This is a genomic window from Cryobacterium sp. W22_MBD10_FK3 (assembly GCF_052113745.1).
GTDB lineage: Bacteria > Actinomycetota > Actinomycetes > Actinomycetales > Microbacteriaceae > Cryobacterium.
Genome location: NZ_JBGQOH010000004.1, coordinates 15,740 through 38,636, shown reverse-complemented (window position 1 = coordinate 38,636; position 22,897 = coordinate 15,740). Strand labels below are relative to the sequence as shown.

At 69.8% G+C, this 22,897-nt stretch carries 22 protein-coding genes and 1 riboswitch; of the genes, 15 read left to right on the top strand and 7 right to left on the bottom strand.

Translation table 11 applies throughout. The features are described 5' to 3' along the window. Nucleotides 1-285: 285 nt before the first annotated feature. The 4 genes from ACEN2M_RS06060 (at nt 286) to ACEN2M_RS06045 (ending at nt 4,905) form a co-directional block, all read left to right on the top strand. The gene (locus ACEN2M_RS06060; protein WP_441647239.1) at nt 286-2,181 is read left to right on the top strand and encodes a heavy metal translocating P-type ATPase; all 1,896 of its coding nucleotides are present in this window, start codon (nt 286-288) and stop codon (nt 2,179-2,181) included. Between the two features lie 60 nt (nt 2,182-2,241). After that, nucleotides 2,242-3,486: an MFS transporter gene (locus tag ACEN2M_RS06055; protein ID WP_441647238.1), complete on the top strand. Its 1,245-nt coding sequence runs from the start codon at nt 2,242-2,244 to the stop codon at nt 3,484-3,486. A 110-nt stretch (nt 3,487-3,596) separates the two neighbouring features. Further along, nucleotides 3,597-4,469, top strand: a complete 873-nt coding sequence (locus ACEN2M_RS06050) for a helix-turn-helix domain-containing protein (protein WP_441647237.1) — start codon at nt 3,597-3,599, stop codon at nt 4,467-4,469. Nucleotides 4,470-4,512: 43 nt separating this feature from the next. After that, nucleotides 4,513-4,905, top strand: coding sequence for a DUF1761 domain-containing protein (locus ACEN2M_RS06045; RefSeq protein ID WP_441647236.1), 393 nt, complete (start codon nt 4,513-4,515; stop codon nt 4,903-4,905). 3 nt (nt 4,906-4,908) lie between these two features. Here ACEN2M_RS06045 and ACEN2M_RS06040 read toward each other — a convergent pair whose 3' ends face one another. Both ACEN2M_RS06040 and purU read right to left on the bottom strand, forming a co-directional pair. Then, entirely contained in the window at nt 4,909-5,268 is a 360-nt protein-coding gene (locus ACEN2M_RS06040) for a YrdB family protein (RefSeq protein ID WP_441647235.1), read from the bottom strand. Between the two features lie 21 nt (nt 5,269-5,289). Continuing rightward, entirely contained in the window at nt 5,290-6,165 is an 876-nt protein-coding gene (gene purU, locus ACEN2M_RS06035) for a formyltetrahydrofolate deformylase (protein ID WP_441647234.1), read from the bottom strand. Between the two features lie 261 nt (nt 6,166-6,426). Here purU and ACEN2M_RS06030 point away from each other — a divergent pair, with 261 nt between their 5' ends. After that, nucleotides 6,427-6,858 (top strand): riboflavin kinase, encoded by a 432-nt coding sequence (locus tag ACEN2M_RS06030; RefSeq protein WP_441647233.1) that lies wholly within the window; start codon nt 6,427-6,429, stop codon nt 6,856-6,858. Nucleotides 6,859-7,032: 174 nt separating this feature from the next. Continuing rightward, on the top strand, nt 7,033-8,307 hold the full coding sequence (locus tag ACEN2M_RS06025) for an MFS transporter (RefSeq protein WP_441647232.1): 1,275 nt from the start codon (nt 7,033-7,035) through the stop codon (nt 8,305-8,307). Between the two features lie 82 nt (nt 8,308-8,389). Here ACEN2M_RS06025 and ACEN2M_RS06020 read toward each other — a convergent pair whose 3' ends face one another. Beyond that, a complete protein-coding gene (locus ACEN2M_RS06020) occupies nt 8,390-9,826 on the bottom strand; it encodes an amino acid permease (RefSeq protein ID WP_441647399.1) in 1,437 nt (478 codons plus the stop codon). A 244-nt stretch (nt 9,827-10,070) separates the two neighbouring features. Between ACEN2M_RS06020 and ACEN2M_RS06015 the strand changes: the two genes are divergently transcribed. From ACEN2M_RS06015 to ACEN2M_RS05980, 8 genes are all read left to right on the top strand, one after another. Continuing rightward, the gene (locus ACEN2M_RS06015; RefSeq protein WP_441647231.1) at nt 10,071-13,148 is read left to right on the top strand and encodes a Na+/H+ antiporter subunit A; all 3,078 of its coding nucleotides are present in this window, start codon (nt 10,071-10,073) and stop codon (nt 13,146-13,148) included. After that, complete coding sequence (locus ACEN2M_RS06010) at nt 13,145-13,681, top strand: NADH-quinone oxidoreductase subunit K (RefSeq protein WP_441647230.1); 537 nt, start codon at nt 13,145-13,147, stop codon at nt 13,679-13,681. Before ACEN2M_RS06015 ends, ACEN2M_RS06010 begins: the two co-directional genes overlap by 4 nt. Then, complete coding sequence (locus ACEN2M_RS06005) at nt 13,678-15,237, top strand: Na+/H+ antiporter subunit D (protein ID WP_441647229.1); 1,560 nt, start codon at nt 13,678-13,680, stop codon at nt 15,235-15,237. The genes ACEN2M_RS06010 and ACEN2M_RS06005 overlap by 4 nt, the downstream gene beginning before the upstream one ends. Nucleotides 15,238-15,242: 5 nt before the next feature. After that, nucleotides 15,243-15,848 carry a Na+/H+ antiporter subunit E gene (locus ACEN2M_RS06000; protein WP_441647398.1) on the top strand — a complete coding sequence of 202 codons (606 nt, stop codon included), beginning with the start codon at nt 15,243-15,245 and terminating at the stop codon, nt 15,846-15,848. Further along, nucleotides 15,845-16,117: a monovalent cation/H+ antiporter complex subunit F gene (locus ACEN2M_RS05995; RefSeq protein WP_441647228.1), complete on the top strand. Its 273-nt coding sequence runs from the start codon at nt 15,845-15,847 to the stop codon at nt 16,115-16,117. The genes ACEN2M_RS06000 and ACEN2M_RS05995 overlap by 4 nt, the downstream gene beginning before the upstream one ends. Continuing rightward, nucleotides 16,114-16,452, top strand: coding sequence for a monovalent cation/H(+) antiporter subunit G (gene mnhG, locus ACEN2M_RS05990; protein ID WP_441647227.1), 339 nt, complete (start codon nt 16,114-16,116; stop codon nt 16,450-16,452). Before ACEN2M_RS05995 ends, mnhG begins: the two co-directional genes overlap by 4 nt. Before the next feature lie 5 nt (nt 16,453-16,457). Beyond that, nucleotides 16,458-16,548: riboswitch (ZMP/ZTP riboswitch) on the top strand. A 30-nt stretch (nt 16,549-16,578) separates the two neighbouring features. Beyond that, the gene (gene glyA / locus ACEN2M_RS05985) at nt 16,579-17,877 is read left to right on the top strand and encodes a serine hydroxymethyltransferase (protein ID WP_441647226.1); all 1,299 of its coding nucleotides are present in this window, start codon (nt 16,579-16,581) and stop codon (nt 17,875-17,877) included. A gap of 165 nt (nt 17,878-18,042) precedes the next feature. Further along, entirely contained in the window at nt 18,043-18,927 is an 885-nt protein-coding gene (locus tag ACEN2M_RS05980; RefSeq protein WP_441647225.1) for a bifunctional methylenetetrahydrofolate dehydrogenase/methenyltetrahydrofolate cyclohydrolase, read from the top strand. A gap of 64 nt (nt 18,928-18,991) precedes the next feature. On the opposite strand, the gene ACEN2M_RS05975 is transcribed toward ACEN2M_RS05980, so the two are convergent. Next, nucleotides 18,992-19,525 (bottom strand): gamma carbonic anhydrase family protein, encoded by a 534-nt coding sequence (locus ACEN2M_RS05975; RefSeq protein WP_441647224.1) that lies wholly within the window; start codon nt 19,523-19,525, stop codon nt 18,992-18,994. A gap of 214 nt (nt 19,526-19,739) precedes the next feature. Between ACEN2M_RS05975 and ACEN2M_RS05970 the strand changes: the two genes are divergently transcribed. Continuing rightward, nucleotides 19,740-20,228, top strand: a complete 489-nt coding sequence (locus ACEN2M_RS05970) for a YbaK/EbsC family protein (protein WP_441647223.1) — start codon at nt 19,740-19,742, stop codon at nt 20,226-20,228. Nucleotides 20,229-20,238: 10 nt separating this feature from the next. Here the strand turns inward: ACEN2M_RS05970 and ACEN2M_RS05965 are convergent, their stop codons facing one another. From ACEN2M_RS05965 to galT, 3 genes are all read right to left on the bottom strand, one after another. Next, nucleotides 20,239-20,400, bottom strand: coding sequence for a hypothetical protein (locus ACEN2M_RS05965; protein ID WP_441647222.1), 162 nt, complete (start codon nt 20,398-20,400; stop codon nt 20,239-20,241). Nucleotides 20,401-20,481: 81 nt separating this feature from the next. Beyond that, the gene (gene galK, locus ACEN2M_RS05960; protein ID WP_441647221.1) at nt 20,482-21,639 is read right to left on the bottom strand and encodes a galactokinase; all 1,158 of its coding nucleotides are present in this window, start codon (nt 21,637-21,639) and stop codon (nt 20,482-20,484) included. Further along, nucleotides 21,636-22,832: a galactose-1-phosphate uridylyltransferase gene (galT, locus tag ACEN2M_RS05955; RefSeq protein WP_441647220.1), complete on the bottom strand. Its 1,197-nt coding sequence runs from the start codon at nt 22,830-22,832 to the stop codon at nt 21,636-21,638. The genes galK and galT overlap by 4 nt, the downstream gene beginning before the upstream one ends. Nucleotides 22,833-22,897 lie beyond the last annotated feature (65 nt).

The following is a 22,897-nucleotide window of genomic DNA, read 5'->3' as shown; positions in this document are numbered from 1 at the left end:
GCCGCATCCGCGCCGCGCGCATCCGCGCCGCGCGCACCCGCTCGCACAAAGGCCCCGCCGATCCGGCGGGGCCTTTGTGCGCCCAACTGTTGCCGTTGCGGACAACTGCACCCGGCACACCGGCACCATTTGTCCGCATCGGGCACAGATAGCCGACGGGCCGGCACGGACGGGGACGGACGGGGACGGACGGGGACGGGTAAGGACGGGCAGCGACGGGCGGGGCGACGAAGGCCAGGCTTTCCTGGCTGGTGCGCAGGGGCCTTTCGAGGTGACAATGGAGCCATGTCCACCCTCGAGGGAGCATTCCGCCGGTACCCGGTTGTGGCGGCAACCATCCTGATCGGCCTGCTGGGCCTGCTGCTGTGGGCCGTCGGTCTGACCAGCGCTGTGCAGTGGCTGTTCTCCGGCCTGGGCCTGGTGGTGGCCGGCATCGAGGGTGTCGGCATGGTCAAGCGGATGCGCCAGGGCACGGTCGGCGTCGACCTGCTGGCGATCATGGCGATCGTCGCCACCATCCTCGTGGGCGAGTACGTGGCCACGCTCCTGATCGTGCTGATGCTCTCCGGCGGCGCCGCCCTCGAGGAGTACGCCGCCGGTCGCGCCCAGCGGGAGCTGAAGACCCTCCTCGAGCGGGTGCCGCAGATCGCTCACCTGCTGCCCGACGGTTCCTCCGAGGTGGACGACGTGCCGGCGACGCAGGTGCAGATCGGTGACCTGCTGCTGGTGCGTCCCGCCGAGATCGTGCCGGTGGATGCCGACCTGGTCTCGGCCGTGGCGGCGTTCGACGAATCGTCCATCACCGGCGAAAGCCTGCCGGTGGAGCGCCACGCGGGCGATCCGGTGCTCAGCGGCTCGATCAACGGGCAGGCCGCCGCCACCGTGCGCGCCACCGCCCTGGCCGCCGACAGCCAATACCAACAAATCGTGGCGCTGGTGGGCGAGGCCGCCGCGAGCAAGGCCCCGGTGGTGCGCCTGGCCGACAGGTACGCGGTGCCGTTCACCGGGGTGGCGCTGCTGATCGCCGGCCTGGCCTGGTTCGTCTCCGGCGACCCGGTGCGCTTCGCCGAGGTGCTCGTCGTGGCCACCCCGTGCCCGTTGCTCCTCGCCGCGCCGGTGGCGTTCATGGGCGGAATGAGCCGTGCGGCCCGCAACGGCATCATCGTCAAGGGCGGGGGAGTGCTCGAGGCGCTCGCCCGCGCCAAGACCGTGGTGTTCGACAAGACCGGCACCCTCACCTACGGTACCCCGGCCATCGCTCGGGTGTGCCCTGAGCCCGGGTTCGGTGAGGACCAGCTGCTCACCCTGGCCGCGTCGGCCGAGCAGTATTCGTCGCACGTGCTGGCCGCATCCGTCACAGCGGAAGCAGAGAGGCGCAACCTGGCGTTGTTGCGCACCACCTCGGCAGAAGAACTGCCCGCGCACGGGGTGACGGCCCGATTTCGCCAGCAGGAGGTGATCGTGGGCAAACTGTCGTTCGTGGCCGAGCATGCCCCCGATGCCTACCCTGCCGACCTTGCCGGCGGGGAATTGGCCATCTACCTGGCCGTGGACGGCCGTTTCGCCGGCTGCATCGTCGCCAGCGACCGGGTGCGGGACAACGCCCGCGCCACCGTGCAGGCCTTCGACAGGCTCGGCGTGCACGAGTCGGTGATGCTCACCGGCGATGCCCGCACCACCGCCAACCACATCGCCCGGCAGGTGGGCATCACCCGGGTGCGCGCCGACTGCCTGCCTGTCGACAAGGTCGACGCCGTGCGGGCGATCCGCGACCGGCCGGTGATCATGGTCGGCGACGGCGTCAACGACGCCCCGGTGCTCGCCGTGGCCGACGTGGGCATCGCCATGGGCGCCAAGGGCTCCACCGCCGCCAGTGAGTCAGCGGATGCCGTGATCCTGCTCGACGACCTGTCCCGCGCCGCCCGCGCCGTCGCCATCGGCCGGGACACCGTGCGCATCGCCCTGCAGAGCATCTGGCTGGGCATCGCGCTCAGCATCGGCCTGATGATCGTCGCCGCGTTCGGGCTGATCCCCGCCACGGTCGGTGCCCTGCTGCAGGAACTCGTGGACCTGGCCACCATCCTCAACGCGCTGCGGGCCATCGGCGGCCGCCGCGACATCCGCGCCCGCGGGGTCGCCGCGCGGATCCCCGCGGCGACCCGGCCGGTGCCCACCAGCTGACGCGCCCCCGCCAGCTCGCCCACGCGCCTCCCGGGGCCGCCGAGCGCCTAATCTGGAGGGATGCGACGCATCCGTTCACCGTTCGGGCCCACCCACAGCCGAACGGCGAACGAACCCCGCCTCGGCCGGGACGTGTACGTGCTCGGCGTCATCGCCTTCTTCGTGATGGTGGGCTTCGGCGTGGTCGTGCCGGTGTTGCCGGTATACGTGAAGAGCTTCGGTGTGGGCAACCTGGAGATCGGCGCTGTGGTGTCGGCGTTCGCCCTGATGCGCTTCGTCGCCAGCCCGGTCTGCGGCAAGCTCATCGACTGGGCCGGCGAACGCACCATCCTGGCGGTCGGCATCGGCATCGTCGCGGTGTCCAGCGGCCTGGTCGGCATCGCCGGAAGCTACCCGCAACTGCTGCTGCTGCGGGGGGCGGGCGGCATTGGTTCGGCGATGTTCACCGTCGCGGCGATGACCCTGCTGCTGCGCACGACCGCGCCGGGCATCCGCGGCCGCGCCGTGGGCTTCTACCAGGGCGGCTTCCTCATCGGCGGCATGGCCGGACCGGCGCTCGGCGGCCTGCTCGCCACCATCTCGCTGACCGCACCGTTCTTCTTCTACGCCGGCACCCTGGCCGTGGCCGGCCTGATCGGCCTGGTGCTGCTGCAACCGGCCACCCGCGCCGGCACCGGACCCACGGGCGCCCCCACCCCGCTGCTGCCGTTGGGCACGGTGTTGCGCGACGCCCGGTTCCGCGCCGCCTGCCTGGCGAACTTCTCCCAGGGCTGGTCATCGTTCGGCGTGCGCGGCGCGCTCGTGCCGGTGCTGGTCGTGGAGGTGCTCAAGGGCCCGAGCGCCTGGACGGGCATCGCGTTCGCCATCGCCGCGGTCGCGCAGACCCTCGCCCTGGCGCCGGCGTCGAGGTTCGTCGACACCGTCGGCCGCAAGCCCGCCATCATCGGGTCGTTCCTGGTGGCCGCCGTGACCATCACGGCGATCCCGTTCGCCCCCAACATCGTGATCCTCACCGTGCTGCTCAGCGTCTACGGGGTCGCCGCGGCGTTCATGGGCACCGCGCCGGCGGCATCCGTCGGCGACGCGGCCGGCACCGCGGGCGGGCGGCCGGTCGCGATCTTCTCGATGTTCTCCGACTTCGGCGCCATCGTGGGACCGCTCGTGGCGGGCCTGCTCGCCGACACGGTGTCCTACCCGGCCGCGTTCCTGCTCGGCGGCCTGCTCTTCGTCGCCACCTCCCTCTACGCGCTGCGGATGCCCGCCGGCCTGCCCGCGCAGCCCGCCCCCGAGCCGCCCGCCCGCTGATAGCCCGCCCGTCATCCGCTGACATCCGGCGACCCGGTCCGGCATAACTCCTGCTGGAAATGCAGGAGTTGTGCGTATCCGGCGGGCGCGGGCGGTTCTACGGTGGGGGCATGGACTACCTCGAGGTGCCCGTACCGGCCGATCTGTCCCCCGAGGTGCAGCGGTTGTGGTTTCTGGAGCAGCCCGCCGAGCAGCGCTACGAGCGCATCTTCCCGCAGCCGGCCCTGCACCTGATCGTCAACCTGGCCGGGCCGTACCGGCTCTTCGACCTGCAGACCGGGGCGGTGCGTGTGCTTCGGGCCGGGTTCCTCTCCGGGCTGCAGCCGCGGTTCCTGATGAGCCAGAGCCCGCCGGCCATCCGCCACATCGCCGCCGAGCTCGCGCCCTTCGCGGTCGCCCGGTTTCTGGACCTGCCCGCCACCGCCCTGACCGGCACCGTGCGGGAAAGCCAGGGTCTGCTCGGCGACACCGACGCCGTGCGAGCGGCCGCCGAGCAGGCCGAGAACCCGGCGGCGGCGGTGGCGGTGCTGATCGAGCACCTGCGTGCGCGGCAGCGACCCAGCGGGGTGCCGCCGGCGGTGGTGCGGGCCTGGTCAGGCATCCAGCACAACCCGGATGCGCCGATTCCGCAGATCGCGGCGGCCGCCGGCACCAGCCACCACCGCCTGATCGACGGCTTCAGGGCCTGGTGCGGGGTGACGCCCAAGGTCTACGCGGACATCGTGCGGTTCCGGCAGTTCATCGACGCCCTGCCGTTGCGGGGGCCGATGCCCAGCTGGGCCGATCTGGTGGCATCCAGCGGATACTACGACCAGCCGCATTTCATCAGGGTGTTCCGGGCGTTCACGGGCCTCTCGCCCACCCGGTACCTCGATATCGTCGCCCGGTACGGGCCCGAGTACGCCGCGTTCGTGCCGCTGGACGAGCCGCACGGAGTGCCGGAATTTTCTACAAGACCCCGGGGGCCGGGCGGTCTACGGTGACAGTGTCCCGGATGGGCCGGGACCACCACCCCCGGGAGCGGTCATGGACGGGTCCTTCAACTGGCTGGCGATCGCGCTGGCCGCACTCTCATCGTTCGTCATCGGCGGACTCTGGTACTCGGTGCTCTTCGCGCGCCCCTGGCAGCGCGCGGCGGGGGTCACCGACGATCAGCTCGCGCACGGAACCGCGCGGGTCTTCATCGGGTCCGCGGTCCTGGCGATCGTGATGGCGATCAGCCTGGCCGCGTTCATCGGCTCGAGCGGGGTGGGCTTCGGTGTCTTCGCCGGTTTCGCCACCGGTGCCACGTTCGTGGCCGCCGCCTTCGGCGTGAACTACCTGTTCGAACGACGAAGCCCGCTGCTGTTCGCCATCAACGGGTCGTACAACGTGGTGTCCTTCACCGTGATGGGCGCCATCATCGGCCTGATGCAGTAAGGCTCAGGCGCCGAGCTCCTTGCGGCCGGAGAGGATGCCGCTGACGGTGGCGACCACCGCGAAGACGCCGGCCACGATCGGCTGGCCCAGGTCCCACCAGGCGAGCGCGGCAGCGCCGAACACGAAGATCTCCACGATCGCCTTGCCGAACGGGTCGAGCCTGAACACGGCCTTGGGCGAACGGAACAAGGCCCAGACCAGGATCGCGAACGCCGGCGCGAGAATGCCGACCAGAATGCCCGGCCACGGCAGCGGCCAGGCCAGGAAACCCCAGAGCGCGAGACTGACGAAGGCGAACAGTTCGAGCACAAAACGCAGAATGTCGTTGGCGCCGATGGTGGGGGCGGGGCGGGTGTCGTTCACCCGCCAATCCTACCCACCGGGCTACTTGAAGATGATGGTGCGGGCGCCGTCGAGCAACACCCGGTTCTCGGCGAACCACTTCACCGCCTGGGTGAGGGTGCGGCTCTCCTCGTCCTGGCCGATCGCGACCAGCTCGGCCGAGGTGCGGGAGTGGTCCACGCGCACCACGTTCTGCTCGATGATCGGCCCCTCGTCGAGATCGCTCGTGACGAAGTGCGCCGTGGCGCCGATGAGCTTCACCCCGCGCGCGTGCGCCTGCTTGTAGGGGTTCGCGCCCTTGAAGCCGGGCAGGAACGAGTGGTGGATGTTGATCGCCCGACCGGTGAGGTACGCGCACAGCTCGGGGGAGAGGATCTGCATGTACCGGGCCAGCACCACCAGCTCGATGTCGTTCTCCTCAACGGCCTCGATGACCCGGGCCTCGAACGCGGCCTTGCTGGCCGCATCCGTGATCGGCAGCGACTCGAACGGCACCCCGTAGAAGCCGACCAGGTCGCGCAAGGTGCCGTGGTTGCTGAGCACGAGCGGAACCTCCACGGCCAGCTGGCCGCCGCGCTGGCGGAAGAGCAGGTCGTTGACGCAGTGCCCGGCGGTGGACGCCAGAACCAGGGTGCGCAACGGCCGGCCGACGACGTCGATGACGGATGCCATGGCGTACCGCTCGATGATCGGCGCGAGCGCGGCCTGCAGCTCCTCGCGGTTCGCCGGGGACTCCACCTGCAGGCGGATGAAGAACCGCCCGGTGTCGGCGCTGGAGAACTGCTGGCTCTCGGTGATGTTGCCGCGGGCCTGCACGATCGCGCCGCTGACAGCGTGCACGATGCCGGGCTGGTCGGGACAGACGAGAGTGACGACCAGGTGGTGATGGTGGGCCGGCGCCGGAAGACTGGTGTTCATCGAACCAGATTACCCGGCGGCGGGGGTGCGGCCGCGGCCCGCAGGCCCCGCACGGCCCGCGCCCGCGCCGGGCGCGTCGCCGGCACCCGGCGTTATCGATGCCAGGGGCCCGGAAACACAGGGCTCCTGCTCGCGTAAAGCGGCGCAACAATCCCGCAATGTCATGGTCGCGCAGCCGAAACTCCAGGATGCTGAGATGGACGCAGGCAGCCGAGCTGCCCGACGGACCCGGATCGAAGCTCAGCGGAAGGCAGTTCCACCATGACCGAATCAACCGTGCAGGCGCAGCGCACCCGACCGACGACGATCACCGGAGCCGTCATCCACGGCAACGCCTGGGGCCGGGTGATCGGGTTTCCCACCGCCAACATCGAGGTTCCGGGCCTGATGGCGCACAGCGGCATCTGGGCCGCGATCGTGCACGGCCACGGACTGCCGGCCGAGGGCGCGCTCGCGGCCGTGTCGGTGGGCACCCGGCCCACCTACTACGGCGACGCCGGGCATCCGTTGCTCGAGGCCCACCTGCTGGACTTCACCGGCGACCTGTACGGCCAGGTGCTGTCGGTTGAACTGCGCCTGTTCCTGCGCTCGGAGGTGGCCTTCGTCGACACCCCGGCCCTCGTGGACCAGCTCGCGATCGACGTGCAGAACACCAGGGACTGGTACGCCGCCGGGGCCCGCGCCGCCGCCTGACCCTGCCCGATACCCATTCAGCACGCACTCGGCTAGGCTGAAGAGTGGTCGGTACGATTCTCACCGGCCCCGGGCGCGCACGTCGGCGCGCACCGCTTGACTTACCCCGCGCAGCCAGCCGTGACAGCCGCTGGCCTCGGGCAAGCGGCATCCTGTCTGTGAGCCACAGCACCCATGTCATTCACCGCGCCCATCTCGCTGCCAACCAACCTTCCGCAGCGCTCCAAAACCGCCCCCGCTGGGCCGTTCCCCTGGATCGGCCTGATCGCCCTCTCCGCCGCCGTGTTCCTCTCGGTCACCTCCGAGATGCTGCCCACCGGTCTGCTGCCCGAAATGAGCACCTCGCTCGGTGTCAGCCAGTCCGACGTGGGCCTGCTCGTGTCCTGGTTCGCCTTCACCGTGGTGATCACCAGCACGCCGCTGGCGCTGCTGACCAAACGGATGCCCAGGCACGGCCTGATCGTGATGGTCCTCGTGGTCTTCGCGCTGAGCAACATCCTCACCGCCGTCGCGCCGGACTACACCTTCGTGGTGATCTCCCGCGTGATCGGCGGGCTCGCGCACGGCCTGTTCTGGGGCGTCGTCGGCGCCTATTCCGCGCACCTCGTGCCCAAGGACCAGATCGCCAGGGCGGTCTCGATCACCATCGCCGGCGGCACGCTGGCATTCGTGTTCGGGGTGCCGCTGGGCACCTTCCTCGGCCACCTGCTGGGCTGGCGGCTCTCCTTCGTGGTGCTGGCCGGGCTGATGCTGGTGGGCGCCGTGGTGATCTGGCGCTTCCTACCCAAGGTCGAGCACTACTCGGCCAAGCGCACCGAAACCGTCACCACGGCCACCGGCACCATCACGACGGCCAAGCTGCCCCGCGACCCCACCATCGGCCCGGTGGCGCTGGTCTGCGTGATCACCGCGCTCACCATGATCGGCCACTACACCTTCTACACCTACATCGCGCCGTTCCTGAGCGACACCCTCGGGGTGGGCAGTGACGCCGTCGCACCGTTGCTGTTCGCGTACGGCATCGCCGGCGCCATCGGCCTCTTCATCAGCGGGGTCGTGTTCAGCAAGCGTCCGCAACTCGGCCTGGTGCTCGGCATGTCGGTGACCGTGGTCAGCGTGAGCGTGCTCGCCCTGTTCACGCAGACCCTGCCCGTCGCGATCGGCGCGTTCCTGGTGTGGGGCCTGGCCTTCGGCACCTTCCCGCCCCTGCTGCAGACCCGGTTGCTGCACACCGCGTCGGTCCGCATCCGCGACACCGCCAGCGCCGTGTACACCACGGCGTTCAACATCGGCATCGGCCTGGGCGCCTTCGTCGGCGCCTTCCTGCTCGCCCATGTGGGCCTGGGCACGGTTCCGTTCGTCTACGTGGGCATCATCGTGGTGGCGCTGGCCCTGGTGCTGGCCAGCGACCTCGTCATCCGCCGCCGCGCCCGCCCCGGCCGCGTGTAACTGTTGCCGCAACGGACAATTGCACCCGGCGCACCGGGTGCAATTGTCCGCACGGGCAGCAGTTGCGCGCCGCGAGGGTGCGCTAGCGCTTGCCGGTGCTCAGCGGCGGTCGCGAGGCCGCGATCTCGAGGATGCGGCCCCGGCAGGCGAACCAGCCGACCACGAGGGCCGGGATGATCAGGCCGAGTGAGCTGATCGTGAGAGTGCCGACCGGCCAGTCGAAGGCCATCAGCACGAGCACCGTCGCCAGGAACGCCAGCGTGAGGTAGCCGGTGAACGGCGCCCCGGGCATCCGGAACGCCGGCCGGGTGAGGATGCCCGCCTTGGCCCAGGCCTGCAACCGCATCTGGCAGAGCACGATCATGCCCCAGGCGCTGATGATGCCGATCGCGGCCATGTTCAGCACGATCTCGAAGGCTTCGTCGGGCACGATCGCGTTGAGGCCGACGCCGAGCAGGGTGACCACACCGGTGAGCAGGATGCCGCCGAACGGCACCCCGTTGCGGCTCACCTTGTCGGCGAACTTGGGTGCCGACCCGGCCAGGGACATCGAGCGAAGGATGCGGCCGGTGGAATACAGGCCGGCGTTCAGCGACGACAGGGCCGCCGTGAGCACGACGAGGTTCATGATCACGTCGACGCCGTCGACGCCGATCGAGCCGAAGAAGGTGACGAACGGACTCACCCCTGCCTCATATGCCGTGTACGGCAACAACAGCGACAGCAGCAGGATCGAGCCGACGTAGAAGACGGCGATGCGCACGATGACGGTGTTGATCGCCTTGGGCATCACCTTCTCCGGGTTCTCGGTTTCCCCGGCGGCGGTGCCGATCAGCTCGATGGAGGCATAGGCGAAGACCACGCCCTGCACCACGAGGACCGAGGCGAGCACCCCGTTGGGCAGCCAGCCACCGTTGTCGGCGATCAGGGAGAAGCCCACGGTGGCGCCGTCGACCGGGGTGCCGAAGATGACCATCCAGGTGCCGACGAGCAGGAACGTCACGATGGCGACAACCTTGATCAGCGCGAACCAGAACTCCAGCTCGCCGAAGACCTTGACCGAGAGCAGGTTGAGGCCCATCACCACGGCCAGCGCCAGCAGGGCGAACAGCCACTGCGGCACGTCGCCGAACGGCGCCCAGTACTTGCCGAAGAAGTTCATGTACAGCGCCACCGCGGTGACGTCGACGATCGCCGTCATCACCCAGTTCAGCCAGTACAGCCACCCGGTGACGAACGCCGTCTTCTCGCCGAAGAACTCCCGCGCGTACGACACGAACGAGCCGGAGGTGGGCCGGTGCAGCACCAGCTCGCCGAGCGCCCGCAGGATGAGGAACGCGAAGAAACCGCAGATCGCGTACACGAACACCAGGGCCGGTCCTGCGCTGGCGAGCCGGCCGCCCGCGCCGAGGAACAGGCCGGTACCGATGGCGCCGCCGATGGCGATCATCTGCACGTGCCTGGCCTTGAGGCCCTTGTGCAGGCCCACGTCCTCGTGAACGCTCAGGGCGTCGTCGATGTGCTCGAGCGGAGTCTCCTCGTGCCCGGAATGGTGCGCTGCTGCAGTGGTGGGGACGGGCGAATTCTCCGGCCGGTCAGGCCCGGTGGTGCGAGTGGTCACGTGGAGCATCCGATCTGGGGGTTGCGGCAACACTAGTAGACCGCTAGTACACGGTAAGGGTCTAAAGGCCCATTCCTGTAGACTCAGTCCTGACACTCTGACCGTAGAGACGACACTCTTTTATAGAGAGCCGGGAGGCCCCATGGCGACAATCCTCCTGGTCTTCCTGCTTGTTTCCCTGCTCACGCCCACGCTCACCCGACTGATCGGGTTGCGCGTTTTTTATGTCGTGGCCATTTTGCCCACGGCGGCCTTTGTCTACACCCTCACCCAGACCGGCGTGATCACAGCCGGCGGCGCGGTCACCCAGAGCCTGCCCTGGATCCCGCAACTGGGGATCAGCCTGTCCTTCCGGGTGGATGCGTTAGCGTGGCTGCTCGCTCTCGTGGTCACCGGTGTCGGTGCCCTGGTGCTCATCTACTGCGCCCGCTACTTCGACGCCGACGAGCCCAGCCTGGGCCGGTTCGCGGCGCTGCTGCTCGCCTTCGCCGGCACCATGTACGGGCTCGTCACCGCCGACGACATTCTGGTGATGTTCATGTTCTGGGAGATCACCAGCGTGCTCTCCTACCTCTTGATCGGGCATTACACCACCAAGCGGGAGAGCCGCGGTGCCGCGTTGCAGGCCCTGCTGGTGACCACCTTCGGCGGCCTGGTGATGCTCATCGGCGTCGTGATGATCTCGGTGGACGCCGGCACCACCTCCCTGGCCGCCATCGTCGCGAACCCCACCGGAACCCCCGTCGCGATCTGGGCCGTGCTGCTGATCCTGGTCGGGGCGCTGTCGAAGTCGGCGTTGATCCCGTTCCACTTCTGGCTGCCCGCCGCGATGGCCGCCCCCACCCCGGTGAGCGCGTACCTGCACGCCGCCGCCATGGTGAAGGCCGGCATCTACCTCACCGCCCGATTCGCCCCCGGCTATGCCGAGTCGCCGGGCTGGCTACCGGTACTGGTCACGATCGGCATCTGGACCATGCTCGTCGGCGCCTGGCGGTCGCTCCGCCAGCACGACATCAAGCTGATGCTCGCCTACGGCACGGTCAGCCAGCTCGGCTTCCTCATGGTGGTCGTCGGCTTCGGCACCCGTGACGCCGCCCTCGCCGGGGTGGCGCTGCTGCTCGCGCACGCCCTCTACAAGGCCACCCTCTTCCTCGTCGTTGGCATCATCGACCACCGGGCCGGCACCCGGGACTGGCGCAAGCTCTCGGGCATCGGCCGCCGCGAACCTGCCCTCGCCGCCATCGCGCTGATCGCCGTCGCGTCGATGGCCGGCCTGCCGCCGCTCGTCGGTTTCGTCGCCAAGGAATCGGTGTTTACCGCGTTCATCGAGGCCGGCGTCGCCGGCGACGGCTGGGGCTGGATCGCCCTGGCCGGCACCGCGGTCGGCTCGGTGCTCACCGTGGCCTACAGTGCCAAGTTCTTCTGGGGCGCGTTCGGCACCAGGCCGGCGATCAGCGACACCCCGCTGCACTCCAGCCGCTGGGACTTCAACCTGGCCCCCGGCATCCTCTCGGCGGCCACCCTTCTGCTCGGACCGTTCGTGATGCTGCTCGACCCGATGCTGGCCGCGTACGCCGACACCGTGCCCGGCGGCGGCGACTACCACCTGGCGCTCTGGCACGGGTTCGAACCCGCACTGTTGCTCAGCACCATCGTGGTGCTGCTGGGCCTGCTCATCTTTGCAAAGCGCAAACGCGTGGCCCGCTGGCAGGCCGCCGTGCCGGCCTGGGTGGACGCCGGGCACGGCTACGGCCACACCGTGCGATTCGTCGACAGAATCGCCGCCCGCACCACCCACCTCGCCCAGAAGGGCGGCCTGCCGCAGTACCTCTCCACCATCCTCGTGGTCTTCGTGCTCGCCTTGGGCGCCGCCTCCTTCGTCAACCGCACCTGGCCTGACGCCGTGGTGCTCTGGGACTACCCCGCCCAGGCGATCATCGGCCTGGTCATGATCATCGCCGCCGTGATGGCGGCCAGGGTCGGCCAGCGGATGACCGCGGTGCTGCTGGCCGGCGTCACCGGCTACGGCATGGTCGCCCTGTTCGCCTTCCACGGCGCCCCCGACCTGGCCCTGACGCAGGCTCTCGTGGAGTCGATCACCCTCGTGGTCTTCGTGCTCGTGCTGCGCCGGCTGCCCAGCCGGATCGCCCAGCACAACCGGCCGATGCACCGCCGCCGCCGAGCGCTCATCGGCGGCCTGGTGGGGCTGACGATGGGCACCATCGCGGTCATCGCCCTCGGCGCCCGCCAGGCGCAGAGCATCGCCGCCGAACTGCCCAGGCTGGCCGTGGAAGAGGGCCACGGCAAGAACATCGTGAACGTGATGCTCGTCGACATCCGCGCCTGGGACACCATGGGTGAGATTTCGGTGCTCATCGTGGTCGCCACCGGCGTCGCCAGCCTGCTCTTCGTCTCCGGCCGCAGCGAGCAGATGCCGCGCCTGCGCGAGTCGCGCAAGCGCCGCGCCCCGAAGAACCGGCGCCGGATCGTCGCCGACCCGCACGCGAGTTCGGCCGGGCATGCCGTCAGCCGGCAGTCCTGGCTGCTCGGCGGTCGCACCCAGTCGGCCGAGAACCGGTCGATCCTGATCGAGGTGCTGGTGCGCCTGCTCTTCCACCCGGCCATCATCGTGTCGATCTACCTGCTCTTCGCCGGCCACAACCTGCCCGGCGGCGGGTTCGCCGGCGGCCTGCTGGCCGGTCTGGCGCTGGTGGCCCGCTACCTGGCCGGCGGCCGCTACGAGCTCGGCGAAGCCGCGCCCATCGACCCGGGCAAGATCCTCGGCTTCGGCGTGGTGCTGGCCGTTGGCACCGCCGTCGCGTCGCTGTTCGTCACCGGAATCCCGCTCGAATCGGCCTACTTCGAAGCCGACCTGCCCGTGCTCGGGCACCTCTCCTTCGGCACCTCGAGCATCTTCGACATCGGTGTCTACCTCGTGGTCATCGGCCTGAGCCTGGACATCCTGCGCAGCCTCGGCAGCGAGATCGACCGGCAGAGCGAGCTCGACGAACCCGGCGACGACGACCCGGACCACCCCACCATTCCGGCGCTCGGCGACGAGTCCAGCGACGCGGGTGACGCCATCGGCTTCGACGCCTCGTCGGAGTGGACCCCGGCCGAGGCGCCCGCCGTGGGCACCGGCCCCGAAACCGCCCCGATCACCCAGCCCGCCGACCCGGCCGGCGACGACGCATCAGCACCGCTGGGGGGAACCCGATGAGCGCCTCCCTGACCCTGGTGATCGTGATGGCGGTGATGTACGCCGCGGGCATCTACATCATGCTCGAACGCAGCCTCACCCGGGTACTGATCGGTTTTCTGCTGGTGGGCAACGCCACCAACCTGCTCATCTTCATCATGAGCGGCCGGCCCGGCAGCTCGCCGATCGTCACCGGCACGGCCCTGGACGACTCCATGGTCGACCCGGTGCCGCAGGTGCTGATGCTCACCGCCATCGTGATCAACTTCGGTATCACGGCCCTGCTGCTCGCCCTGATCTACCGCTCCTGGTGGCTGGCGCAGCTCGGCGATGAAGGCGACAACCTCACCGACGAGCACGCCGCGGAGACCAGCGAGGACTCCGAGGCCGCGTTCAGGTCGTCCTCCGACGACGAGGCCGCCGTGCAGGCGTCGCTCGACGCCAGCGAGCAGGGCAGCGACGACGACAGCTCAGGCGCCGACGCCACCGACCGGTCCGACGAACGCGACCCGGCGACCACCGGCAGCACCGACCAGGAGGGCGACACCCGATGAACGTACTCGTGCCCCTCGTCGTCACCATCCCGCTTCTCGGCGCGGCGCTCGCGCTCGCGCTCGGCCGGCGCTCCCGCTACCAGGTGCTGGTGAGCGTGCTCTCGCTCACCTCGGTCGTCGTGATCAGCGCCATCCTGCTCGTGCTGGTCGACCAGAACGGGCCGGCCGTGGTGCACGTCGGCGACTGGCAGGCGCCGTGGGGCATCGTGCTGGTGGTGGACAGGCTGTCGGCCATCATGCTCATAGTGTCGGCGCTGATGCTGCTCGGCGTGCTGCTCTTCGCCATCGGCCAGGGCATCGTGGACAGCAACCGGGAAACTCCCGTGTCGATCTTCCACCCCACCTACCTGGTGCTGTCGGCCGGACTGTTCAACGCGTTCGTCGCCGGTGACCTGTTCAACATGTACGTGGGCTTCGAGATGCTGCTCTCGGCCAGCTACGTGCTGCTCACCCTCGGCGGCACCGGCGCGCGCATCCGAGCCGGCGTCACCTACATCATCGTCAGCCTGGTCTCGTCGATCCTGTTCCTCTCCGCCATCGCCCTCATTTACGGCGCCACCGGCACCGTCACGCTGGCGTTGCTGGCCGAACGCATCCCGCAGCTGCCCGGCGACGTGCAGCTGATCCTCGGCCTGATGCTGCTCATCGCCTTCAGCGTCAAGGCGGCCGTGTTCCCGCTGTCGTTCTGGCTGCCGGACTCCTACCCGACCGCGCCCGCCCCGGTCACGGCGGTGTTCGCCGGGCTGCTCACCAAGGTGGGCGTCTACGCGATCCTGCGCACCCAAACTCTGCTCTTCCCCGACAACCGGTTGCAGGTTCCGCTGATGATCGTGGCGCTGCTCACCATGGTGGTGGGCATCCTCGGCGCCCTCGCCCAGGCCGACATCAAACGGTTGCTCTCGTTCACCCTGGTCAGCCACATCGGCTACATGATCTTCGGCATCGCCATCGGCACCCAGGCGGCCATCGCGGCCACGATCTTCTACGTCGTGCACCACATCATGATCCAGACCACCCTGTTCCTCTGCGCGGGGCTGGTCGAACGCATCGGCGGCACCACCTCGCTCGCCCGGCTCGGCGGGATGCTCAAGGCCGCGCCGTTCGTCGCCATCCTGTTCTTCATCGGAGCACTCAACCTCGGCGGCATCCCGCCGTTCTCCGGGTTCCTCGGCAAGGTCGCCCTGTTCGACGCCGGCGTGCAGATGGGCGGCGCGCTCAATTACGTGCTGCTGGCCGGGGGAGCGGCCACGTCGCTGCTCACCCTGTACGCGCTGGCCCGGGCCTGGAACATGGCGTTCTGGCGGCCGCGGCGCGACGTGGAGAACTACGACTCCGCCATGCTCAACGCGCTGCAGGACGACCCGCACGACGAGGGCACTGTCACCACGAAGACCACGTCGCCGCTGATGACCGCCGCCACCGCCACCATGCTGGCTCTCACCGTGAGTCTGACCATCTTCGCCGGGCCCGCTTTCGACCTGGCCGCCCGCGCGGCGGCGAACATCGAGCAGCCGTCCACGTACATCGACGCCGTGTTCCCGGGAGGCACCCCGTGAGCCCGATGAAGGAACGCCTCGGCGGTGCGGTCAACCAGCTGCCGCTCTTCCTCGGCCTGGTGTTGCTCTGGGCGCTGCTCTGGGGCAAGTTCTCCTGGCTGAACCTGCTCACCGGCGCGGTCTTCGCCGCTGTCGTGTCGGTGGTGTTCTACCTGCCGGCCGTGCAGCTCAGCGGCCGGGTCAACGTCTGGCGCACGGCCTGGCTGTTCGTGAAGCTGCTCTGGGACATCGGCCGGGCTTCGGTGAACGTCGCCTGGCTGGCCCTCGGCCCCAACTACACCGCGACCAACGCCATCATGGCTGTGCACCTGCGCACCCGCAGCGACCTCGTCCTCACCTGGACCGCGGTGGCCACCTCCATCGTGCCCGGCTCCATCGTGGTGGACATCGAACGGGTCGACTCCACGCTGTACCTGCACGTGATCAACATGCGCGACACCGCTGAGACCGACAGGTTCCGTGAATCCGTGCTCGCCACCGAACGGCGCATCGTGATGGCGTTCGGCTCCCGCGAAGACGTCGAACGCGTCAACCGGGTGCAGAACGAGGAAGAACGGCTCGGCATCACGCCGGGCGAACCGCCCGAATTCACCAAGGGAGGCCAGTCATGAGCCCCATGGACATCGTCGCGATCGTCGCCGGCGTCATGTTCGGCGGTGGGGTGCTCTGCGCCATCTACCGCATCATCCACGGCCCCTCGGTGCTCGACCGGGTGATCGCTTCCGACGTGCTGGTGGCCACCATCATCTGCGCGCTCGGCGCCGAAATGGCGTTCAACCGGCACACCGACAACCTGCCGGTGCTGCTGGTGCTGGCCCTCTTCGCCGTGCTCGGTTCGCTCAGCGTCGCCCGCTTCCTGCCCGGACGGGACCGCGCATGAGCGCCGTCTGGAGCGACGTGGTGACCGCCGTGCTGGTGCTCCTGGCCGCGCTGATGTGCCTCGCCGCCGGCGTCGGCCTGCTCAGGTTCCCCGACGTGCTCACCCGGCTGCACTCCGCCACCAAGCCGCAAATCCTCGGCCTGATGGCCGTGACCCTGGACATCGCGGTGACCAACTTCAGCGTCGGCACCGTTACCCTGGTGGTCGCCATCGTGCTCTTCCAGGCGCTGACCGCGCCGATGGCGGCGCACCTGGTGGCTCGCGCCGCGTACGTCACCGACCACCTGCGCCCCGACCTGTTGATCCTCGACGAGCTGCGCGACGCACGCGGCTGATAGAATGGCCGGGTCGCGACTGGCGTAGCACGAAAGATGGGTCACCATCGGGGAGCGACTTGACACGGTTAGTGACCGCACGCCTGGGCCACGACACATCCATCGATAGTCTCAAGGAGTTCTCCCGTGTCCGACACTGTGCTTACCAGTTCCGTACCCTCCACCTTCAACGAGCCCCTCGAGGTCGTCGACCCCGAGATCGCCGCGATCCTCGAGCAGGAACTCGGTCGCCAGCGCGACTACCTCGAGATGATCGCCAGCGAGAACTTCGTGCCCCGCGCCATCCTGCAGTCGCAGGGCTCGGTGCTCACCAACAAGTACGCCGAGGGCTACCCGGGCCGTCGTTACTACGGCGGCTGCGAGTACGTCGATGTGGCCGAGCAGCTGGCCATCGACCGGGCCAAGAGCCTGTTCGGCGCCGAGTACGCGAACGTGCAGCCGCACTCCGGCGCCACCGCGAACGCCGCGGTGCTCTCCGCCATCGCCACTCCCGGCGACACCATCCTGGGCCTGGAGCTGGCGCACGGCGGCCACCTCACCCACGGCATGAAGCTCAACTTTTCCGGCAAGCTCTACAACCCGGTCGCCTACGGTGTCGACCCGGAGACCTTCCGCGTCGACATGGACGTGGTGCGCGACAAGGCCCTCGAGCACAAGCCGCAGGTCATCATCGCCGGCTGGTCGGCCTACCCCCGCCAGCTCGACTTCGCCGCGTTCCGCGCCATCGCCGACGAGGTGGGCGCCAAGCTCTGGGTCGACATGGCCCACTTCGCCGGCCTCGTCGCCGCCGGCCTGCACCCGTCGCCGGTGCCCTACGCCGACGTCGTCTCCAGCACCGTGCACAAGACCCTCGCCGGCCCCCGCTCGGGCTTCATCCTCTCCCGCGACACCGCGCTGGCGAAGAAGCTCAACTCCAACGTGTTCCCCGGCCAGCAGGGCGGCCCGCTCATGCACGTGATCGCCGCCAAGGCCACCGCGTTCAAGCTCGCCGCGCTGCCCGAGTTCAAGGAACGCCAGGAGCGCACCCTCCGCGGCGCCCGCATCCTCGCCGACCGGCTCACCGCCGACGACTCCCGTGCCGCGGGCATCGATGTGCTCACCGGCGGCACCGATGTGCACCTGGTGCTCGCCGACCTGCGCCACTCCGAGATCAACGGCCAGCAGGCCGAAGACGCGCTGCACGAGGTGGGCATCACCGTCAACCGCAACTCGGTGCCCTTCGACCCGCGCCCGCCGATGGTCACCTCCGGCCTCCGCATCGGCACGCCCGCGCTGGCCACCCGCGGTTTCGGCGACGCCGAGTTCACCGTGGTCTCCGACGTCATCGCCGAGGCGCTCAAGCCCGGCGCCGACATCCCCGCGCTCCGCGCCCGCGTCAAGGGTCTCACCGACGCGTTCCCGCTGTACCCCGGCCTCTCCCAGTAGGCCCGTCGGGTGGTGACGGATGTGTAGCCCTCGCGTGAGCGCATCCGTCACCACCCGCACCCGGCATCGCCTCATCGGCCCGTTGCGGCCGGTGTGCGTGGCCAGATTGGCGCGCGGCCCCAGGCTGGGGTGCGTGCGCGGCACCACCAACAGATCGGATCTCGCATGACCGCACTCACCCTCGACGGCGTCGCCACCGCGACCCAGGTCAAGACCGAACTCACCGAGCGCGTGCGGGTTCTGGCCGCCCACGGTATCGTGCCGGGGCTGGGCACCCTGCTCGTCGGCGACGACCCGGGTTCCCGCTCCTACGTGGCGGGCAAGCACCGCGACTGCGCCGAGGTCGGCATCGAGTCGATCCGCATCGACCTGCCCGGTTCCGCCACCAGCGCGGATGTGCGCGCCGCCATCAACGACCTCAATGCCGCCCGCGAGGTCACCGGCTACATCATCCAACTGCCGCTGCCCGTGGGGCACAACGAGAACGCGATGCTCGAGCTGATGGACCCGGCCAAGGACGCCGACGGCCTGCACCCCACCAACCTGGGCCGTCTGGTGCTCGGCATCGAGGGCGAGCTCAGCTCGCCGCTGCCCTGCACCCCGGCCGGCATCGTGGAGCTGCTGCGCCGCTACGACGTGCCGATCGCGGGCCAGAACGTCGTCGTCATCGGCCGCGGCCTCACCGTGGGCCGGCCGCTGGGCCTGCTGTTCACGCGTAAGGGCCTGGACGCCACCGTCACGCTCACCCACTCCCGCACCGTCGACCTGGCCGCCGAGGTGCGCCGCGCCGACATCGTCGTGGCCGCCGTGGGCGTGCCGCACCTGGTGCAGGCCGACTGGATCAAGCCCGGCGCCGCGGTGCTCGACGTGGGCATCACCCGGGTGCAGAATCCGGAGACCGGCAAGGGCATCCTCACCGGCGACGTGCACCCCGACGTCGCCTCGGTGGCCGGCTACCTCTCGCCCAACCCCCGCGGCGTGGGCCCGATGACCCGCGCGATGCTCCTCGCCAACGTCGTCAAGGCCTCCGAGCGCCTGCTCACGCCCTAGCCGCGCCTGCCCCTGCGCTCCGTGAGGCAGGGGCGAAGCCCGGGGCCCCAGGGTTCCGGGGCTCTCAGGTCGCGAGCTTGTGCAGGGCGGCGTGGCCCAGGTAGCTCTGGGCGTTGTGGCGGATGCCCTCGATCTCCTCTGGTGTGAGCTCGCGGCGCACCTTGCCCGGCACGCCGGCCACGAGCGATCCGGGCGGCACAATGGTGCCCTCGAGCACCACGGCCCCGGCGGCCACCAGCGAGCCCGCGCCGATGACGGCACCGTTCAGCACCGTGGCGGCCATGCCGATCAGCGCGCCGTCCTCCACAGTGCAGCCGTGCAGCACCGCGCCGTGACCCACCGACACGTCGCGGCCGACGATGAGCGGAAACCCGTCGTCGACGTGGCAGGAGACGTTGTCCTGCAGGTTGGAGCCGGCCCCGATGCGGATGGGTTCGGCCTCGGCCCGCAGCACCGCGTTGTACCAGACGCTCGCGTGCTCGGCCAGGCTCACATTGCCCACCAGAACCGCGCCGGCGGCGACGAAGGCGCTCTCGGCCACGTGCGGCCCCGGTCGGTCGGGCAGGGTGATCAGGCGGGCGGTGCTGGCGGCTGTCATGGCCCCACCCTAGCCATCCGGCAGCGGCCGGGGGTCTGAGCCGGCAGGCCCAACCCGCGCGCATGTCACACTGCCACTCAAAAAAGGGAAGAAGTGAGCTAAAAAGGACGGAACTCGCGAAAGCATCCTCCTTACCGGCCTTTGTCCTTTTTTGCGACCGAGCCGCCGACCCGGCGCCGTGCGCGGGGCGGATGGTTCGCCCTAGGATTCTGGAATGGTGAACACCGCGCATCCGGCCGTCGACAGAGTGCGCCAGGCGCTGAACGCGCACGGGCTCGACCCGGAGATCCGCTGGTTCGACGATGCGACCACGACGGCAGTCGCCGCTGCGGCGGCGCTGGGCATCGAGGTGGGCGCCATCGCGAACTCGCTGGTCTTCACCCTCGACGGTGAACCGCTGCTGGTGCTCACCTCCGGGGCGCACCGGGTGGACACGGCCTGGCTGGGGGAGCGGCTCGGCGGCACCATCGGTCGCGCGTCCAAAGACCTGGTGAAGGAGGCGACCGGGCAGGTGATCGGCGGCGTCGCGCCGCTCGGGCATCCGGCACCGATTCGCACCCTGGTCGACGAGGACCTGGCCGGCTACCCCGTGGTCTGGGCCGCCGCGGGGCACGCGCACACGGTGTTCCCCACCACGTTCGCCGAGCTACTGCGTCTCACCGGTGGCAGCGCGACCCTGGTGGTTGCGCCCGCCTCGACCTGAGCTCGTCAGTTCACTTCGCGGCGGCATCGGCTGTCGGTTGCTCGGCGGCGGCAGCACGCCGCGCCGCGATGTGCTTCTCGATTCCCCGCTCGGCGTGCTCCTCGGTGAGGTATCGGTCAGCCTCCGCTTCGATGAACGCACGCAAGTCGTTCTCGAGCTGCACGGTGCTCATTCGTAAACATCCCGCCCTCGTTGTCGAAACGAAGGCGGGATGTTTGCAAACGAGCGCGTCTCCACGCGCGGTGAGGCCGGCTCAGGACAGGCGGGCAGCCCCGGCCGCGGCGCGCACCACGAACATGTCGGGCGCCGTGAAGCCGGCTGACGCGAAGGCCTCCTTCACGGCCTGCTGCACCGCCGGGATGAGCGCGTGCGGGGTGAGCGCGATGGCCGAGCCGCCGAAGCCGCCGCCGGTCATGCGGGCGCCGAGGGCGCCGGCGGCGCGGGCCGTCTCCACGGCGAGGTCGAGCTCGGCGACCGAGATCTCGAAGTCGTCGCGCATCGAGGCGTGCGACGCATCCAACAGTTCGCCGATCGCGGAGGGGCCCTGCTCGCGCAGCACCCGCACGGTGTCGAGCACCCGCTGGTTCTCCGTGATGATGTGCCGCACACGGCGGAAGGTCTCGTCGTCGAGCGCCACGGCGGCGCGCGGCAGGTCGTGCACGGTGAGGTCGCGGAGCGAGGCGACACCCATCAGGGCGGCGCCCTTCTCGCAGGAGGCCCGCCGGTCGGCGTACCCGCCGGTGGCGTGCGCGTGGCTCACCTTGGTGTCGACCACGAGGAGCTCCAGGCCGGCGTCGTCGAAGCCGAGCGGGATGACCTCGGACTTGAAGCTGCGGCAGTCCAGGAACACGGCCGCATCGGTCTGGCCGAGCAGCGACGCCGACTGGTCGAGGATGCCCGTGGGCGCGCCGACGACCTTGTTCTCGGCCAGCTGGCCCACCCGCACGAGCACCTGCTTGTCGAAGCCGAGGTTCCAGACCTCGTCGAGGGCCACGGCCGTGGCGCACTCGATCGCGGCCGAGGAGGAGAGCCCGGCACCGATCGGCACGTCGGAATCGATGAACGCGTCGAACCCGCTGACCGCCGATAGGTCGGCACCCTTCTCGCCGAGCGCCCAGGCCACGCCCAGCGGATACGCCGACCAGCCCGACACCGTCTCGGGGGAGAGCTCGTCGAGCGAGATCTCCACGATCTCGTCGGCGAAGGAACTGGCGACCCGCAGCATCCGGTCGTCCCGCACGGCCAGCGCCACAACGGCACGACGGTTGATCGCGAACGGAAAGACGAAACCGTCGTTGTAGTCGGTGTGCTCGCCGATCAGGTTGACCCGGCCGGGGCCGAACCACAGGCCGTCCGCCTCCCGGTCGAACCGGGCACGGAAGCCGCTCAAAATACTCTGGTCGTCGGTCACGAGTGGGCCTCTCCGGTGGTGCTGTCGATGGTGTCTGCCGCGGCATCCGCGGCGTCCGAGCGTGCGATCGCCGCACGGATGTTGTCGGCCGCCTGCTCGGGCGTGACGTCGCCGATCCAGGCGCCCATGGCGGCCTCGGAGCCGGCCAGGAACTTCAGTTTGTCTTCGGCCCGGCGCGGGCTGGTGAGCTGCAGCATCAGGCGGATGTCGTCCCGGTGCACGTGCACCGGCGCCTGGTGCCAGGCGCCGATGTACGGCGTGGGCGTGGAGTAGAGGTGGTCGATGCCGCGCAGCAACCGGCGGTAGAGCACCGCGAGCTCGTCGCGCTCGGCCAGCGTGGTTCCGGCGAAGTCGGCCACGTGCCGGTGCGGCAACATGTGCACCTCGACGGGCCAGCGGGCGGCGAACGGCACGAACGCGGTCCAGTGCTCACTCTGCAGGATGACCCGGTCGCCGGCCTGCTCGCTGGCCAGGATGTCGGCGAACAGGGTGGGACCGTAGCTCTCGATCGAGTCGATCAGCCGCTGCGTGCGCGGGGTCACGTAGGGGTAGGAGTAGATCTGGCCGTGCGGGTGGTGCAGGGTGACGCCGATGGCCTCGCCGCGGTTCTCGAACGGGAAGACCTGCTCGATGCCGGGCATCTGCGAGAGCGCATGGGTGCGCTCGGCCCACGCCTCGATCACGGTGCGCGCACGGGTGACCGAGAGGCTGCCGAACGAGCCCTCGGTGGCGGGGCTGAAGCAGACAACCTCGCAGCGGCCGACCGAGGTGCGGGTGCGGCCCAGTCCGATGGTGCGCAGGTCGTCGAGCCCGCTGGGCGCGTCGGCATCCTCGAGCAGCGGGCCGAACGACGGCGACTTGTTCTCGAATACGGCCACGTCGTAGTTGCTGGGCACCTCCGATGGGTTCTCCGGGGTGGACGGCGCGAGCGGGTCGAGGTGCGCCGGCGGCAGGAACACCCGGTTCTGCCGGGCGGCGGCGATGGAGACCCACTCCCCGCTGAGCGGGTCCTGGCGCATCCGCGCGTTCGCCGGCCGCGGTGCGAGGTCGCGCAGGTCGGGGGCCCGGTCGGGCGACAGGGTGGTGTCGGGGTCATCGAAGTAGATGAGGTCGCGGCCGTCGGCCAGGGTGTGCGGGTGACGCGCGATGCCGGCGTCGGCGACGAAGTCTGGGGTGTTCGGGAGGGAAGTCATGGCGGAATCCACGCTAGCCGATTTGCACAACCGAAACCAGCTCTTTCGTATTGAAAAGGGAGACA